This is a genomic window from Pseudomonas uvaldensis (genome assembly GCF_021271205.1).
Lineage (GTDB): Bacteria > Pseudomonadota > Gammaproteobacteria > Pseudomonadales > Pseudomonadaceae > Aquipseudomonas > Aquipseudomonas uvaldensis.
This window is the reverse complement of record NZ_JAIWKS010000005.1, coordinates 437,465-454,146: the sequence shown is the minus strand read 5'-3', so window position 1 is coordinate 454,146 and position 16,682 is coordinate 437,465. Positions and strand designations below refer to the sequence as shown.

The window sequence follows — 16,682 nt, the reverse complement described above, 5'->3', positions numbered from 1 at the left end:
AAGTCACAAGCCCCGGTTACAGGGGCTTGCAATATCAGCGCCTGCGCTTATCGATGGAATACACAAACGGCGCAACAATTTCGATGGAGCCGTTGGTCAGCATGTCGGCCGGTGGCTTGGGCAGCGGTTGGGCCTTGCGGATCATCTCCAGCGTGGCCCGATCCAGATCGGCATTGCCGGACTTGCCCACCAGCTCGAACGACAACACATTGCCCTCGGCATCCACCACGAACCGCAGGCGGTTCAAGCCTTCCTTACCCCGCGCTCGGGCGCTGGCCGGGTAATTCTTGTACTTGCCCAGGTGCGCCAGCAGTGTGCCTTGCCAACTGGCCTTGGCGGCCAACTGCGCAGGCGATGGACCAGGAGCCGGTTGCGCGGATTTTTCCGTCGGGGCCTGGGTCGGCTGGCTGTCGCTCGGCTTTTGCTCCGAAGGTTGTTCCTTTGGCGGCTCCGGCTTCTTCTCTTCCACCGGCTTGGGCTTGGGCGGTTGAGGCTTGGGCTTGGGCTTGACCGGCTTGGGTATGGCAATTTCCGGCTTTGGCGCTTCGGCGAGCTTGGGCAACGGCAGCTCTTCGACCGGCTCCGGTGGTTTCGGCGGTGTGACGACTTTAGGCGGCGCCGGCGGCGGTGGGGCGGGAACCGGTGCCAGTTCGACCATCATCGCCTGCGGTGGCAGTTCGATGGGCGGCCGTGTCGTCCAGTTCAGCGCCAGCGCAATGGCGAGCGCATGCACGCCCAGCACCAGGGCCAGGCTACCGCTGTAACGCGTCAGCTTTTGGCGCGTCGTGATCATTTCTTCGGCGCCGTCTCGAGTCCGACCAGACCGACCTTCAGGTAGCCAGCGCTGCGCAGAGCGTCCATCACGCTCATCAGGTCGCCATAGTCCACGCCCTTGTCGGCCTGGAAGAAGATCGTCGTGTCCTTCTTGCCCTGGGTCTTGGCGTCGAGGGCCGCGCCGAGGCTTTCGGCCTTGACCTCTTCTTCGCCCAGAAACAGGCGCTGGTCGGCCTTGACGCTCAGGAACATCGGTTTCTCCGGCCGGGGCGAAGGCTTGGCCGTCGACGCCGGGAGGTCAACCTTGATGTCCACGGTGGCGAGCGGGGCGGCCACCATGAAGATGATCAACAGCACCAGCATCACGTCGATGAACGGCGTGACGTTGATCTCGTGGTTCTCGGCCAGATCGTCGTCTGCGCCTTCTTTCAAATGCAGGCCCATGGCCGATTACCCCACTTTCACCATGTGCGGTTGCGAGCCACGCTCGGACGGCAGGTGGTCGAGGTCGCGGCTGACCAGCAGCAGGACTTCGGCCGAGGCGTCGGACACCTGGGCCTTGTAGCCGGCAATGGAGCGGGCGAATACGTTGTAGATGACCACCGCCGGGATCGCGGCGACCAGGCCCAGCGCGGTCGCCAGCAAGGCTTCGGCGATGCCGGGAGCGACGACGGCGAGGTTGGTGGTCTGGGTCTTGGCGATCCCGATGAAGCTGTTCATGATGCCCCACACTGTGCCGAACAGGCCCACGAACGGCGCGGTAGAACCGATGGTGGCGAGTACGCCGGTGCCGCTGCTCATGTTGCGACCGCAGGCCGCCACCAGGCGCTCGAGGCGGAAGCTCACGCGTTCCTTGATGCCTTCCTTCTCCCGGCTGTTGGCCGACAGACGCATCTCTTCGAGCGCGTCGTGCACCAGCAGGTTGGCGAGGGTGCCTTCCTTCGCCGCGGAGGCGCTGGCTTCCTTGAGGGTGGCGGCTTTTTTCAGGGCGGCGATCTCACCGCGCAGGCGACGTTTGGCCCCCAGCAGCTCGAAGCCCTTGGCGATCCAGATGGTCCAGGTGATGATCGAGGCGATGGCCAGGCCGATCATCACGGCCTTCACGATGACATCGGCGTTCTGGTACATGCCCCACGGGGACAGGTCGTGCGCCATGCCCAACGTGTTGTCTGCCTCGAGCACCTGCGGAGCGTCGGCGGCAGTGGCTTCGACAGCCTGAGCCGGGTCGGCGGCGACCGGCGTTGCAACCGGAGCAGTCGCCTCGGCAGGCGACTGGGTGGCCGCTGGCGCGGTGGCCGGGGTGGTGACAGGCGTCTGTGCATCGGCGAACGCGACGGCAGGTGCCAATAGCAGGCTGAACAACAGCGCTGCCACGGCGCTCCAGGCGCGAGGTCGGTTGGTTGGCGAAGCGGAGGATAGAGAGTGTTTCATGCTGGCCGGACCTGAGAGAAAAAGACGGTTGATGTTCTTCCAGGCCTCGTGGGCCGAGAACAAAATTGGCGAGCATTATTGCAAGTAATTCTTGTTAACAGAAGTAATAGAGTATCTTTTTTTCCAGCATTGCTAGCCGCTCGTCCCCAACGAGGGCTAGTCTGCAGCTTTACCCGAGGAGTTTTCGATGTCCGCGCCTTCTGTTTTGATCGCCGGTTGCGGTGATATCGGCGGCCGTCTGGCCAGTCAGTTGGTGGCCGAGCAATGGCAGGTGTATGGCTTGCGCCGTACGGTTTCTAGCCTGCCGGCCGGTGTCGTGGGGGTCGCGGGTGATCTGTTCAGCGAGCAACGCCCGGCTGATTGGCCCACCGGGCCGCTGGATTATCTGGTGTACAGCGCCGCCGCCACCGAACACGACGAAGCGGGTTACCGCGCGGCTTATGTAGAAGGGTTACAACATGTGTTGGGCTGGCTGAAGCAGCACGGCCAGCAGCCCAAGCGGTTGCTGTTTGTCTCCAGCAGCAGCGTCTATGGGCAAAAGGCGGGGGAGTGGGTCGACGAAACCTCGCCCACCGTGGCCGGCGGCTACTCCGGCCGGCTGATGCTCGAAGCCGAACAAGTGGCCCTCGACAGCGGCATCCCGGCCAGCCGTGTGCGCCTGACCGGCATCTACGGCCCCGGTCGCGAATGGCTGCTCAGCCAAGTGCGCCAAGGCTACAGCGTCGTGGAAGACCCGCCCCTGTACGCCAACCGCATCCACGCCGACGACGCCGCCGGCCTGCTGGCGCACCTGCTCAAGGCCGATCGACAGGGCAAGTCCCTGGACGACTGCTACATCGGCGTCGATGATGCTCCCGCCGCCCTGGCCGACGTGGTGGCCTGGCTGCGCGAGTACATGGGCGTCACCCAATGGGCCGAAAACGCCAGCGTCCGTCGCGCCGGCAGCAAGCGTTGCAGCAACGCCCGGGCCAAGGCCCTGGGCTGGTCGCCGCGTTATCCGAGCTTTCGCGAGGGGTATGCGGCGATTCTGGAAGGGCGCTGCTGATCCGTCAGCCTGCGGTGGGTGCGGCTGTGCTCAGGGCACCTGCGGGTGCACCGGGCTTGCAGCCGCCTCGGGGCGGCAGGCTTGCAAAACAACCCGGTCGCGCCCCGTCTCCTTGGCCTGGTAAAGCGCCTTGTCTGCCATCCCAACCAGCTCCGCCGCATCGAAATGACCGATGCCCGTCGAGGCCACGCCAAACGAGGCCGTGACCGAGATGGCCTTGCCGGCCTCGGTGATGATCAACGCACGCACCGAATCGCACAGCTGTTGTGCCTTCTGCACGGCGTGCTCGCTGGTGCAGTTGGGAAGGATGAGCATGAGCTCCTCGCCGCCATACCGACAGGCCACGTCCGAAGCCCGTAGCGACTGTTTCAGCAGATTCGCCACTGAACGCAGCACGGCATCGCCGACAGCGTGGCCATGCATGTCGTTGATCTGCTTGAAGTGATCGAGGTCCAGCATGACCACACTCAACGGCGACTCCATGCGTTGTGCCCGGGCCATCTCCCGGTTGAGGGTTTCCTCCATATAACGGCGGTTGAACAGCCCGGTCAGTGGGTCGCGGATCGACTTGTCATGCAGCGCATTGCGCAGCTTGACGTTGGACAAGGCCAGCGCGACCTGCTCGGAAATCGACTTGGCGATCTCCATTTCCGTCTCGCTGAAAGCTTCCTGGCTACCGGCCTCGGCAAGCTTGCGAATGTAGAACATCCCCATCACTTCGCCGTAGGCGATGAGCGGAAGGCAGAGGTTGGACTGGTTGCGCTCGGAGGCTGGGTCCAGCGGCGAGTAATGCTCGCAGGAAATCAGTGGCTGGCCGAGCACACCATGGTGGGCATTGCCACGCCGCAGGCCCCAGCATTCGTGGGGGATGATGGTCGGGGAGGCGGGTTGTCCATCCCCCCATTCACCGGCCAGCTCGAACAGATCGGCTGCATGGCCGTACAGATAAACGGAGCCTGCGGTTCCCGCCAGCAGATGATTGCAATATTCCGCAGTGACTTTCAGGCCTTCGGCCAGGGTCATTTCGGTCTGCAGCAGTTGGGACATTTCTCCGAGTAGCGAGATTTCCCTGTTGCGTTTTCGCAGCAATACCATGCCCGCTTCGACACGACTCGACTCCTGGGACGCCTCCAAAGCCGAGTTTTCGGTCTGGCGTATAGCTTCACGCATCCTCAGGAAAAGCCAGGCCAGCAGCACCAGCGTGAGCAAAGTGCTCGACAGGGAAAAGGCAACGGCCAACAGGGCTTTTTGCACCAGTTGCTGATCGAGCTGCAGGACTTCATCCATTTCGCCTTTGACCTGGGTGGCGATGCTTTCCCTGATGCGGTCCGTCAGCCCCTTGCCGACGCCCTGCATCACCACTTGCATGGCCGCGTCGTAGCCTTTGTCACGGCGCAGCTTGATGGTCTCGGCCAGGTTCGCCATCTTCTCGTCCACCAGGGCCCGTATGCCCTGGACGGCTTGTTGTTCTTGCGCCGGATCGGTGGCGTACAGCGCTTCGAGCGTGCGCAGTCCTTCGGGCAGATTGGTCATGGTGGCGTAGTAAGGCTGCAGAAAACGGTCATCGCCGGTGATGATGTAGCCGCGCTGCCCGGTTTCAGCATCCACCACCAGTTCGAGCAAGCCACGAAGGGAGGTCAGTTGGTCCTCGACCAACTGACGGTCACGTTGGGTCTGCCCCACCCAGGACAGGCACAGCGGCGCAACGGCGGCATTGAAGCTCATGATGATCACCGCCGCGGCGGCTGCGATTTTCAAGCTGGGCTTACGGTATCCCATCAATGCCTCTGCACATGGAGGTAAACGACCTGCGCTTTGAAGATACGGAACAGGAGGTTTCGTTGGAGTTCATCCCAAGCCTAGTCCGTGTGGGCCAAAGCCCGGGGTAGAAATGCTCTCAAGGGTTTCAACCAGGCGTCATTGCTCAGAAAGGCGACGGCGGCAAGAACCGTCCCCACGCTGAAATACGTTCGGCGGTCACGGCGCCCATCATGATCAGCGAGAGAAACCCCAGGCAGAGCACCACGAGGGGAAGCTTGGTAAACGCAAACCGGATGCCGCCCAAGGGCCCTGGATACTGCTTCAGATAGGCTTTCGCGACACGCCGGTAGCTATCCCCCGACAGATAACCCCAGAGAAAAAACAGCGCGGTGACGATCATCGCGAAGGGCCGCGGATCGGGGAATTGCAGACAGGTAAAGCCAGCGCTGATGCCAAACAAGGCGCCAATGTCCTGGGAGGAGCGGAAGTAACGCTCGGCGATCAGTTCGTCGTCGGTTTTGAACAGCATGTTTTCTCTTCCTGAGGGAGGTGTCGGGGCGCGCCGCTGCCAAGCGGGCGACGTCATCCGACAAACATAAAACAAAGTGCTGTCGTGATGCAGGGCAAACGAGGTGATTCGGGGTTCGCCATATCCTTACCGGCACGCCTCCACACAGCCACGTCTCCTTGCGCCTTTGCCTACAACTACGCCAGAATCCGCCGGCTTGTGCGCCTTGTCCCTGGATTCTATTGTCTTCCTGCCACTGCTCATCAGTGGTCGGGTTTAGTAGCCCGGGAAATACATGACGGTTGCACAAGTCTCTTCAGTCAGGCATTCGCCTGTACTCGATGGTGGTTGTGCGCATGGCGTCCTCGGGCGCGCCGGGCTTTATGTATTTCACCGGTCTACTAACTTGCGCACAGCTGCCTCCATTTCGTTTAGTAGCGAGACGGTTGCGGCCTACTAGAGGAAATACAAATGTTCAAAATAACCCCGAACCCGCCGAAAGCCGATCCGTCTTCCCCTTACGCCGACGGCATCAACGCCAAGAAGCTCGACGACGCCGCCAAGCGTGCCCTGGATTTCTATCTGGCACCGGAAAAAGGGGACAGATTTATTTTCTAGAATCTGTCCCCTTTTCCAAGCGTAAGCGATTGCCTGCTAACGTTCATAAGGCCGTGATCGCTGACAGCTGATTGGATTGAGGATCAGTAGACGAGAGGCGCTGAATTAGATCAGGCACAAAGGATCGTAATTGCAAGGCTTTTAACCGACGAAATGCCTAGTCTGTTCCCACAATTGTTCCCCAGAGTAGCTTTGCTTCTGCTCCCCTCACCACCAAAACGAAACATCACTCAAGGCATCACGCAACTGAACCGCCCCAATACCTCGCCGTTCCGGGTCACCCGCCAGCGCCGTTCTTAGCGCTCGCCAGCAACGGCTGGGCAGGTTGCCTGGGGCCTTGAGTGAGCGCTCCAACCGAGCCCCGTGTACCGCCTCGGAAGGCAAGCGCCGAAACGGATGCTGACCGCTCGCCAGTTCATACAGTACACAGGCTGCGGCATAGACATCGGCACCCGCGGAAAGGGGCGCACCTTCAAGCAGTTCGGGGGCGGTGTAGCCCGGGGTCCAGGCGTTGAAGTGGTTGCGGTTGAGGTGGGGCAGGTCCTTCAGTGGGCCCTCCGTGGCAAGGCCAAGGCCGAAGTCGAACAAACGCAACCCTGCTTCGCTCAGCATCACGTTGCTTGGCTTCACGTCGCCATGCAGGGTGTGCTGGCTGTGGGCGTACGCCAGGGCGTCGAGCAGCGGCACGGCGATCGTTTTCAGTTCGCGCCAGGGCAAGCCGAGGGGGCGCTCGCAGAGCAGCTTGTCCAGGGTCAGGCCGCGCATCAGGTCCATGGTGATGAACGCTCGCCCTTGGGCTGTATCCACTTCGAAGGTGTACGGACGCAGTACGTTGGGATGATGCAAGCGCCGGGTCAGAGCGAATTCGTTGTAGAGCAGGGCGCTGGCGTCGGGGGATTCATCCAGTGCTTCGTTGTGCATTTTCAGCGCGATGTACGGATCGGGATCGCTGTACTGTTCGTGCAACAGATCCCTCGCACGGTAGACGACGCCCATGCCGCCCGCGCCGAGCAGGCCTTCCAGGCGATAGCGTCCCGAGAGTATGTCCGGCATTTCCATGAGGTCGCGTTGGCGTGGTGTTGCCACCGCCGAAGCGCTGGCAAAGGTGAGGTAGCTGTGGGGCGGGCTCATTGCCGAACGACCACGGCGGTCAGGTTATCCACCGCCGCACCGCGCAGAGCATGCTCGAAAAGACGCTCCAGCGCGAGGCGTGGTGAGGCCAGGTTCAAGGCATGTCCCAGGGTTGCACTGCCCAACCCTTGATACAAGCCGTCGCTGCACAACAAAAACGTGTCACCGGGCCGAACGTCCAGCTCCAGCACCCCAAGCGTCAGCTCTGGCGCCGCGCCCACCGCGCGAGTCAACGCCTTGGCGGCAGGATGGGCGCCGGCCTCGTCGTGGCTGATGCGTTGTTCGTCGATCAGCTGCTGTTGCAGCGAATGGTCCTTGGACAGCTGGTACAACTGCCGTCCTCGCCAGAGGTAGCAGCGGCTGTCGCCTGCCCAGATGCAGGCGGCACGGTTGCCTTGCAGGAGCAGCGCCACCACGGTGCTGCCGATGATGCCGGGAGGCCGCCCCTTGGTGAGGGTCAGTTCCTGGCTGAGCCGTCGGTTGGTCCAGCGCAGGCACTGGCGAACGGCTTTTGAGCGCTCGTTCAGGTCCGGGTACGGTGGCAGCGCCGCCAGGTTTGCCACGATCAACTGGCTGGCGATATCGCCGCCCCAGTGTCCGCCCATCCCATCGGCGACGGCCCACAACCCCCGGCATGGTCCGTCGAGAAAGGCGTCCTCATTGCGGCGTCGATGTTTGCCAGGGTCGGTACGGGCGGCGCTGCACCAGGCTCCCATCTTCAAAGCTGCACCGGCAGGCGGAAGGTGCGCAGTACGCTCATGTCGAACGGGTTCGGCGTGCGCTGGCTCGTCAACAGGTAGTTCGCCCGCAGGCCACCCAGCTCCGCCTTGAGTACCCGCACGTCGCGTCCAGTCAGGTACTCGGTCTGCATCAGGTCGAACAGACGGAACAGCGACCACGGCCCGGTGTTTTTCTCGATACCCACTCCGCGTTCAACCAATCTGTCCAACAGCAGGGAGGCTCGACCGTTATGCCCATCGCTCGGCCAGGTAAACGCCACGGGCAGGATGGGGCCATGACGGTACTCGAGCACGTTGTCACCGAAACGGAATTCGGAACGGCTCACCACCGGGTCGAGGGTGTATGGCTCGAGCTTGAAATGCACCTGCGGTTCGGCCGGGTTTTCAGCGAAAAAGCTCTGGCGGATGGTGTGCGCGGTTGCGATCTGATCCAGAAATGCCCTCGACATCGGCAAGCTCTGGCCGTCGATGCCGCGAAGCCGATAATGTCCCGGCGTGCCGCTGACGAACGGCTGGAGGTAACGCTCAACGAATCGATCGACGATGCCCTGGTCCTTGAAGAACTCCCTGAAATCGTTAAGCGCCACATCACTGGTGCTATGAGCGTTGAACGGATACCGCTTGTTGATCGCCTTGCCGTAGAAACTGTACAGCTCGCTCTGGTAGCGCTGGTTCAAAAAGCGGTATGCATCGTTGAGCACCAGGCGCCAGCTGTCTTCGGCCAGCCCGCTGAACCACGTGCCGATCGGACGCGGTAGGCGGGTGGACGCATCATGCAGGTTGCCCAACGCATCGCGCTTGCCGGCCATGCGGCTCCTCGCCAGTTCGAACGCGGCCTGCTCCGGCGTGCTGGCCCGGGCCAGGTTTGCCAGTTGCGATTGCACCTCGTCGAGGGTTCGAAAGGTCTGGGCCAGGTCTGCGGAAGGGCTACCGTCGTCTTCGAGCAGTCGATGCAGGTGCTCAAAACGCCGCTGCAGGGATTTCAGCGGGGTGTCTGGCAAGCTGTCGGAGCCAGTTATTGTTCGAGTAACGGCGGCCAATTGGGCTGCTGTTCCCAGATTGGCGACGGCTGGCGTCACGCCGTTGATGCGTTCGGCAACGGTCTGTATCCGTGTGTTCTCGCGAACCTGTACCAGCATGTGCAGGATCGGCGAGTGGGCCGAAGTCAATCCCGCCAGTTGGTCGGCGCCTTCGCGGGTGTCACTGAGCGGTTGCGGGGAGACTTGCCCGACTGCTTCGCTCCAATGGTCGGCGTAGTCGCTGAAATACAGCCGCTCCAGTTCGATCATCAGACGACGCAAGTCCCTGCCGCTGAGGCCGGTGCCTTCACCCAACACCCAGTTGTCGCGCAGCAGCTCAGTCACCAATGCCGTGCCCTGGACCGAAAAGTACTGTTCGTAACCCTGACGCGTGTAGAAGCCGGGAATCACCTGATCGGTGCCAAGCAGTCGCGAGCCCTGCGGGCCCAGGTACTGGCTGAGCCGATATGGCGGCAAATGACGGGCCTGCTCGCTCAGCATTCGATAAACCACGACGGCCAGCGACTCGCTGCGCAGGGCCTCCCGTGCCTGAGCCACCAGTGGTTCGTCGAGCCCGTGGGTGAATGGCAACGCCAGCAGACGTTCGAGATGCGCATTCAGGCCGTCCTGCAGTGCCGTGTCTGCGGCGTAGCGCACGGACCAATCGCGGGCCAGCCGATCCTTGAGCCACGGTGCATCGCGCCGCTCGTGCAGGTTCAGCATCAAGTAGGCCCGAAGCCCGTTGAGCAAGTGCTCACGGTTATTCAAATTGTCGCGGATGTGTCCTTCCAGCATCTGAGCGACCCGGGGCAGCAATTGCTCCTGCAAGGCTTTTCGATAGGCATCGACGACGACCGGGCGACTCTTTTCGCCTTGGTACAGGCCGACGCGTTCATGCAGCGGTACCTCTTCCTGGGCAGGGAAAACCTGGCTGGCTTCGAAACGGGTATCGAGGGATGCGAGGACGGCGGCCAGATCATCCTCCGGCGTCAGGAGCACGTGCTGCTGATCCCAGCGTTGCGACAGCGTACGCAGCAGATCCAGACGTTCTTGATTGGCTGCGAAACCGCTGGCCCATGCCAGCCCGAACAGACCCAGGACTGCCAGGGCCCCAAGGTACAAAGCGCGCTGGCTCCATTGGACGTGGCTGCGCTCGCGCTGATTGGGGCCAGCCAGATTGGCTTCCGGGAAAATCACCCGATTGAGCAAGGGTTGGATAAACCGCGAGCATGCATCCGACTCGATGCGGTGGAGGGTGGCATTGCCTCCGGCGCTTGAGCCCGTGGCCGGGTTCGGCTGGGCACTGGTCAGGTAGAACCCTCGTAGCAGACCCGTGTGACCGGTGAAGGTCTTCTCCATTAACAGGCACAGGTTGGTGCTGATCAGGCCGAGTTGGTGAGGAAAATCCAGAACGCGGCTGCGACGCTGCAGGTCCCGTTCCAGGTGCATGCGCAGGATCACTTGGCCATTGAGCCGGTGGAGCAGCGCTTCAAGTTCGTCTCGCAGCACGGACGCGTCGGTACGGCGCTGATTCCGGCCGAAACTTGCCCCCAGCACCTGATCACTTTCCTCGCGCGTCAGCGAGTCGAAGAACTCGTTGAAACCCGGCACGCTGTCCGTCTTGCTCAGCACCAGGTATGTCGGTACTTCGCTATGCAGTCGCCGTTGCGTCTCCTGCAATCGACCGCGAATCTGGCAGGCCAGGGTGACGATCTCATCCTCACTTGCGTACCGCAGGATCTCGACCGGCACCGTCACCAGCACGCCGCTCAGCGGGCGCTGACGACGATGTTTGCGCAGCCGGTCGAGGAGCACGTCCCAGGCACGGCCGTCGACCTCGGCATCCGTTTGTGTCAGGTAACGGCCAGCGGTATCGACCAGTACCGCCTGATCGGAAACATACCAGTTGCAATGGCGGGGCCCCGACGTATCGTTTCCAGACCGGTCGATAATACGTTCGAAGCCCGAGCAGGCCAGCAGACTGGTCTTGCCGCTGTGGGGTGGTCCGATCAGCAAGTACCAAGGCAGATCGTTGCTCCGACGCCCGCTTTGGCCCGAGTGCAGGCTTGCCGTCTTTATCGCCTCCTTGAAGTGCGCATGCAATTGGCGTCGCTCATCATCCATGCGGGTTTGACGCAGAAGCTGCTGCGGGGCGATGCCGGCTTCCTGGTCTGGGCCTCTCGCGGCGGCACGACTGTTGACGAAGACGATCCCCAATCCCCAACCCAGCAACAATGCGCACACGCTCAGCAAGCGTGCTGTCGGGCTCGCCCAGAATTTGTAGTCATCGATCGCCAGCAGTGGCCCGACGAACCACACCAGCAGCGTCGTGCCCATGACCAGCAACAGCGTCCAGACCCAGGTCTGGCGCACCCAGGCGCCGATTCTCGTGAAAAGCAGTTTCATGACACATCCCTGTTCAAGGCAGCGGCTGAGCGGTGGCCGACTCCAGCGGTTGATAACGTTGCAGTACACTTTCGCGGTGCTCACCCAGCACCCAGGCAAAGCTCGAATACATCACGGCCAGGCAGACCATCGTAATGATCGCCACCGTCCAGGCCGGAACAATGCGTATCGGGGGGCGACGTTCACCTTCGAGGCCTTCCCAGTGAGGCGAGAGCTCGCGAGGCACTTCACCGCGGACCTGCCGGATCTGTCTGTAGAGGGTGTTGCGGATGTCTTCGAGTTCCAGTACCCCGCGTACCTGGATCCGGTATTTGCCTTCGAAACCGAGGGACAGGCACAGGTAAAGCAATTCGAGCATCGGCAAGTGCTTGACGGGATCTTTCGACAAGCGATCGATGAGCTGGAATACCTTCTCGCCGCCGAAGGTTTCGTTGTGGAAGGTGCTGAGCAGGCTCATTTGCGACCAGCCGCTCCCGTGCCCCCATGACGTGGTGACCACTGCTTCATCAAGGACTGTGCAAAGGACGTAGCGTGCAGCGATCAGTTGACTGTTCTCCACACCCTGGTGCGAAGCACGGGCTTCGAATTGCTCCAGATCCCAGGTCAATTCTCGCTTGAGGGTTTGCAAGTCCTGACGATCACGGCTCTGCTTGAGACGCACCATTTGCGATAGCAACCCTGAGGCTGCCGCAACCAATGGATTGATGCTCACGCTGGGCGCCTGCGTTGGTGGCAGATGCGCGGCGTAGACCATGCGCGCTTGCAACTGCTCAATCCGCGGCGGCATGGTCGCGTCGGTCAGGGGCTGCGAAGCGGGGCGTTGTCCGTGATGGTCGAGCAGGACGGTGGTTTCGTCCTGGGGATATTCCTTATTCATTTCGTCAGTTCCTGATGGCCCAGAAGTTCAGCTCAAGCTCGGTGAAGTCTCCAGAAACATGGAATGCGAAACCTGCGGAACGCTTGAGTCGGGCCAGGTTTTCGGGAGTGAGTTCGAGGATGAAATAGGCTTTGTTGGCATGAAATGCGATCTGCCGTGGCGCCACGGGCAAGGGTCTGATCCTGATACCCGGCAAGTGCAGATTCACCCACTGGCGGATCTGTTCCACCGGAGCGACCTTGAGTTGTGACGGCAAGCGTCGGCGCAGTACTTCTCCGTCGCACTGGGCACTGGCTGCCAGTACGAACGAAGCCGAGTCCATCAGTGACGGATCGGTAATCGGCGAGACCCTGATTCCGTATTGGCGCGCCTGCAACGGCAGTTCGATAGCATGTTGCTCGAGTACCATCGAGAGCATTTGACGGATTGCCTGCATCAGGTTGCGAAAACAGCCACCCTGGTCGTTGTGGCGGTAGGGGTGACTGAACGCCGGTCGTTTCTCACTGGCGAATGTCGCCAGCTCGCCCAGCAGGGCCAGCAGCGTGCGATATAGCCTTTCGGGATGCAGTTGTTCCAGGTCCAGGTCATGGCGCAACACCAGCTCGGTGCGGTTGATCAATTGCAGCATCATGAAGTCGCCGACTTGCGTCCCGCCGGCGCTGCCATGGGCGCGAATCCGCTCGGCAAGGCTGTTGCCCCGGTGCGCCAGCATGCCGATGACCTCCTTGAGGCACGACAGCAAGTAGTTGGATGAGCCGGCCTGGATGAAGGTCGGGACAAAGTCGGGATCCAGTCGGATTACACCGTCGGAAGTGGCGTCGAGCACTTCGCAGAGCTTGAGTTTCACGAATGCCTGGTCGCTCTGCTGCTCGCCCAGCAACAGGCGCAGGTCCGGACGACCACAGCTGATCTGGCTGCTGGAAGCATGGACTGCGTTGGAGTCCACCACCTGTGTTTCATAGGTGGTATACCGTGCCAGCACGTCGGATTGCTCCGGGCGACGGGACTCGATGTGGTTCCCGGTCAACAACGGCAGTGCGAGATAGATAGAGGCGTTGCGGGTATTGGAGGGGACTGCCAGGGCCAGGGGGTCGGCGGTGCTGCTCAACTCGAAAAGGCTGCCATCCGGCAGGACGCCCGAGGCCCGGCTGACCACTACCTGGCCCATATTGAGAAATTGGGCATCGATGTCCAGCGCCAGGAATCCCCAGGCGTAACATGCCAGGAAGCGGGTCCGGAATTTCAACTGATGATCGATGTATCGATCGTTGTGCTGCAAATGCTGAGGCCGCAGCAGCATGCCCTCCTGCCAGATGACCTTGTCGTGACTCATCGGGCATTTACCCCAGCCAACCGTTCGATGGCAGGGGTGATCCCGTCCTGGTCGAGAATAAGACTGGCTTCAGTGATGTGCGCCGGGGCGACTGGTAGTGTGTAGCGCCATTGGGCATGGGGCAGATCGCGGTAGGCGGCGAGTAGGCCGACGTAACGACCGCCCCCCGCGATATCGAGCTTGAGTACAACGGTTTCACCTGGGCGAAGTTCCAGTTCTTCGCTGGCGATCAGGTCTGGCGACAGGGTTTCCCTGGGGCGTTCATAGAGACTGAAGAAGTCGGCATTCTCGAACGCTACCGGATGTTTGAGCTCAAACATCCGCAACACCACAGGCGATGGGCGCCCATTGAGGTCTGGGTTGAGTTGGTCGCTGGCCGTCAGTGTCAGGTCGAGCTTGGTCATCGTTGAGAAGGGAGACAGCGCGGCACAACTGGCCAGTATGAGCGGTGAAGCAAGCGCCATCAGGGTTTTGGGGAAAAACTGGGTGCAGTGAAACATGAGAGTCATCCATGGTGGTCGGAGTGCCGGACGGAAATCGAGCGAACCTGCTCGTCGTAGGCCTCTGTAAAGTCGTGGCCCAGCCGCAGGCTTTTCCCGATTAATCGCGCCGCGTCGATTGCCAGGGTCTCGCGGGCTTTGTTGTCCAGGTTTCCAAGGTCCATGCCCAACGCGATGCCGAAGCGCTCCCAGAACTCATCGGCTGGATGATCGAACGCAGCGTCTAGTGGTAAAGGCCCTGGCATCGCCTCGTCTGGGGCTTCCACCAGTTCGGGCAACAGCAGGTTTTCCCTGTCGATAGATGCAGAATCTGACCATTCACAGTGCCTTGCCGGCATGGCTGTGGGATTTATCAGATCGTCTGTGTGTGCATATCCACGGGCCTCCTGATCCAGCATCTTCAGTGGGTCGAGATGCAAAAAGGCATCGTCGGGAATCAAGGTGCCTGTCGACAATGGCCGGCCCGCTTCAATGGTGTTCGAACGGCCGGATACCAGTCGCGCCAGGATCTCGAAATCGCCCATGAGATAGACATCTCCGTCCTGGATACGCACTGGCTCGCCTTTGGGCAGGCGCGCCCCGCTGTCGCGATGGCACACGCCGTTGCCGCTGGTGTCGGTCAGGAAGAATGCATTTTCGCGTGTGCTGATCTGCGCGTGGCGCTTCGAAAGCAGGCGCTGGCGGTCGGGGATGACCCAGTCACACCCCTCGCCCCGCCCCAGCACGCCGCCCGCCGGTCCGAATCGCTTGCGACACAGCGGTGCTGCAATGAATTGCCTGGCGTTCAGTACTTCAAGAACCAGTTCCATCGATACTCCTTGCAGTCATTTACCGCGATTGATCGCCTGGGGATCGCCCAGAGGCCGGTAATCGTTGTCGTTGATTTTGTAGTTGCCGCCGCAGCCGCAGAGGCCGAATGACACGACGAAGGTCAGCAGCACGATTTGCCAGGAAAAGCCAGGCATCAGAAGGTCTCCAGGGGTTGAAAAGTGGGGCGCTGAGGGGGGCAAGGGATCAGTCATCGAAGTCCCTCGGACGAATCTTCAGGCGCCCGAGACGATAGAGCAGGGTGCGACGTGGTAGGCCGAGTTCACGGGCGGCAAGTGTCTGGTTACCAGCGTTCTTGCGCAGGCAATCGATCAGCAGGCTACGTTCGATCTGCTCCAGACGCTCGCGCAGGTTGAGGCGGTTGCGATCGGGCAGGGGCTCGATGTGCAACGCAAAATGCTCGACCAGCAGCTCGCCGTCCTCGCACAACAACACCGCCCGTTCCACGACGCCTTTGAGTTCGCGGACGTTGCCGGGGAAACCGTAGGCGGCCAGATGGTCGAGGGCGGCATCGGACCAATGCACGGGGTCAAGTTGCAAGAAGCGGCAAGCCTTGTCGGCAAAATGCCGCGCCAATTCGGTGATGTCTCCTTCGCGTTGACGAAGCGCCGGAAGTTGGATCGGAAACTGTGCGAGGCGGTAATACAGGTCTTCGCGGAACTTGCCGTGTTCCACCAGCTGCTTCAGGTCACGGTGAGTGGCGGCAATGATGCGCACGTCGATCTTGTGGGTGTCGTTGGACCCCAGTGGACGGATTTCACCTTCCTGCAAAACCCGCAGCAGTTTGGCCTGAAGGGACAACGGCATGTCGCCGATTTCATCGAGCAGCAGCGTGCCGCCATCCGCTGCATCGAACAGCCCGGGGCGAGCCCGGTCGGCTCCGGTGAACGCGCCCTTGCGATAACCGAACAGCTCGCTTTCAAGCAGATTCTCAGGGACCGCCGCGCAGTTCTGCACGATAAATGCCCTGGTTCGCCGCGGTCCGCTGTCATGAATGGCCCGTGCTACCACTTCCTTTCCCGTGCCCGTCTCGCCGCACAGCAGGACGGTGTAAGGGCTGTGCAGCACCTTGCTGATCAAGGCGCAGGTCTGGCGCATCGCTGCGCTTTTGCCAATCAGGCCGTAGCCGTTGGGGCTGGGCAGGTGTCTGGTGACGCAGCGGGCTGTGTCGGCCGAATGGCGCGGGCGGTGCAGCAAATGCACTTGGTTGAGCGCAAAGGTTGCGAGTTGACCCAGAGAGGTTGCCAATCCATGCAGCTCGATGTGCCTGCCACTGGCGCAGAGCAACAGGCCTTCCACCGTACCCTGCACATTGGCGAGCGGCACGCAGAGCAGCGACTGCCACGGTGTGGCCCGAGTGGGCAGAAAGGCCGTTTCGTGCAGGCTTGTACTCAGCATGTCGAGGTGCACCACCCGATTCTGGCCCAGCGCGAATTGCAGCAGGTGTTCGCCGTTGTAATCGGAAGGCAACCGGGTCCGGTCACGGAACAGCAATTGGCCTTCCAGGCATTCGGTATGCATTTCCAAGTGGGTGTGGGTTGCATCGAGCAGGTACAACTGCGCCAGCTCGCAACCGCTGAGCTGCGTCACTCCCTTGACAAACTCCCCCAGCAACGCCGCTGCATCTGTCACCCGTGAGAGCCTTGCAAATTGTGCCAACAGGGCTTCGGCGTAGGCCAACGGTTGAGAAATCTGCTCGAATATCGCGGCC

Annotated in this window: 16 protein-coding genes; 2 read left to right on the top strand and 14 right to left on the bottom strand. The window is 61.5% G+C overall.

Annotation, left to right across the window (positions count from 1 at the left end; translation table 11 throughout):
• Positions 1–34: 34 nt before the first annotated feature.
• From LCU97_RS14490 to exbB, 3 genes are read right to left on the bottom strand one after another with little or no spacing between them, the layout of a single operon-like run.
• Positions 35–793 (bottom strand): energy transducer TonB family protein, encoded by a 759-nt coding sequence (locus LCU97_RS14490; protein WP_232776917.1) that lies wholly within the window; start codon positions 791–793, stop codon positions 35–37.
• Positions 790–1,218 (bottom strand): TonB system transport protein ExbD, encoded by a 429-nt coding sequence (gene exbD / locus LCU97_RS14485; protein WP_053148751.1) that lies wholly within the window; start codon positions 1,216–1,218, stop codon positions 790–792. Before exbD ends, LCU97_RS14490 begins: the two co-directional genes overlap by 4 nt.
• 6 nt (positions 1,219–1,224) lie before the next feature.
• Positions 1,225–2,205, bottom strand: a complete 981-nt coding sequence (exbB, locus tag LCU97_RS14480; RefSeq protein ID WP_053148748.1) for a tonB-system energizer ExbB — start codon at positions 2,203–2,205, stop codon at positions 1,225–1,227.
• A gap of 187 nt (positions 2,206–2,392) precedes the next feature.
• Between exbB and LCU97_RS14475 the strand changes: the two genes are divergently transcribed.
• Positions 2,393–3,250: an NAD-dependent epimerase/dehydratase family protein gene (locus tag LCU97_RS14475; protein ID WP_232776915.1), complete on the top strand. Its 858-nt coding sequence runs from the start codon at positions 2,393–2,395 to the stop codon at positions 3,248–3,250.
• A gap of 30 nt (positions 3,251–3,280) precedes the next feature.
• Here LCU97_RS14475 and LCU97_RS14470 read toward each other — a convergent pair whose 3' ends face one another.
• Both LCU97_RS14470 and LCU97_RS14465 read right to left on the bottom strand, forming a co-directional pair.
• The gene (locus LCU97_RS14470; RefSeq protein WP_232776914.1) at positions 3,281–5,029 is read right to left on the bottom strand and encodes a diguanylate cyclase; all 1,749 of its coding nucleotides are present in this window, start codon (positions 5,027–5,029) and stop codon (positions 3,281–3,283) included.
• 145 nt (positions 5,030–5,174) lie between these two features.
• Positions 5,175–5,540, bottom strand: coding sequence for a hypothetical protein (locus LCU97_RS14465; protein WP_053148740.1), 366 nt, complete (start codon positions 5,538–5,540; stop codon positions 5,175–5,177).
• A gap of 450 nt (positions 5,541–5,990) precedes the next feature.
• On the opposite strand from LCU97_RS14465, the gene LCU97_RS14460 reads away from it, so the two are divergent.
• On the top strand, positions 5,991–6,137 hold the full coding sequence (locus LCU97_RS14460) for a hypothetical protein (protein WP_156315915.1): 147 nt from the start codon (positions 5,991–5,993) through the stop codon (positions 6,135–6,137).
• Between the two features lie 207 nt (positions 6,138–6,344).
• On the opposite strand, the gene LCU97_RS14455 is transcribed toward LCU97_RS14460, so the two are convergent.
• From LCU97_RS14455 to LCU97_RS14415, 9 genes are read right to left on the bottom strand one after another with little or no spacing between them, the layout of a single operon-like run.
• Positions 6,345–7,268 (bottom strand): serine/threonine-protein kinase, encoded by a 924-nt coding sequence (locus LCU97_RS14455; protein WP_232776911.1) that lies wholly within the window; start codon positions 7,266–7,268, stop codon positions 6,345–6,347.
• A complete protein-coding gene (locus tag LCU97_RS14450; RefSeq protein ID WP_232776909.1) occupies positions 7,265–7,984 on the bottom strand; it encodes a PP2C family protein-serine/threonine phosphatase in 720 nt (239 codons plus the stop codon). The genes LCU97_RS14455 and LCU97_RS14450 overlap by 4 nt, the downstream gene beginning before the upstream one ends.
• A gap of 2 nt (positions 7,985–7,986) precedes the next feature.
• The gene (gene tssM / locus LCU97_RS14445; RefSeq protein ID WP_232776907.1) at positions 7,987–11,433 is read right to left on the bottom strand and encodes a type VI secretion system membrane subunit TssM; all 3,447 of its coding nucleotides are present in this window, start codon (positions 11,431–11,433) and stop codon (positions 7,987–7,989) included.
• Between the two features lie 13 nt (positions 11,434–11,446).
• The gene (icmH, locus tag LCU97_RS14440) at positions 11,447–12,310 is read right to left on the bottom strand and encodes a type IVB secretion system protein IcmH/DotU (protein WP_232776903.1); all 864 of its coding nucleotides are present in this window, start codon (positions 12,308–12,310) and stop codon (positions 11,447–11,449) included.
• Positions 12,311–12,314: 4 nt separating this feature from the next.
• Complete coding sequence (gene tssK / locus LCU97_RS14435) at positions 12,315–13,643, bottom strand: type VI secretion system baseplate subunit TssK (protein ID WP_232776900.1); 1,329 nt, start codon at positions 13,641–13,643, stop codon at positions 12,315–12,317.
• Positions 13,640–14,143 (bottom strand): type VI secretion system lipoprotein TssJ, encoded by a 504-nt coding sequence (gene tssJ / locus LCU97_RS14430; RefSeq protein WP_053148722.1) that lies wholly within the window; start codon positions 14,141–14,143, stop codon positions 13,640–13,642. Before tssJ ends, tssK begins: the two co-directional genes overlap by 4 nt.
• Positions 14,144–14,148: 5 nt before the next feature.
• Positions 14,149–14,952 (bottom strand): type VI secretion system-associated FHA domain protein TagH, encoded by an 804-nt coding sequence (gene tagH, locus LCU97_RS14425; RefSeq protein ID WP_232776898.1) that lies wholly within the window; start codon positions 14,950–14,952, stop codon positions 14,149–14,151.
• Positions 14,953–14,967: 15 nt separating this feature from the next.
• Positions 14,968–15,108 carry a hypothetical protein gene (locus LCU97_RS14420; protein ID WP_053148717.1) on the bottom strand — a complete coding sequence of 47 codons (141 nt, stop codon included), beginning with the start codon at positions 15,106–15,108 and terminating at the stop codon, positions 14,968–14,970.
• Between the two features lie 49 nt (positions 15,109–15,157).
• Positions 15,158–16,675, bottom strand: coding sequence for a sigma-54 interaction domain-containing protein (locus tag LCU97_RS14415; RefSeq protein WP_232776979.1), 1,518 nt, complete (start codon positions 16,673–16,675; stop codon positions 15,158–15,160).
• Positions 16,676–16,682: the final 7 nt, after the last annotated feature.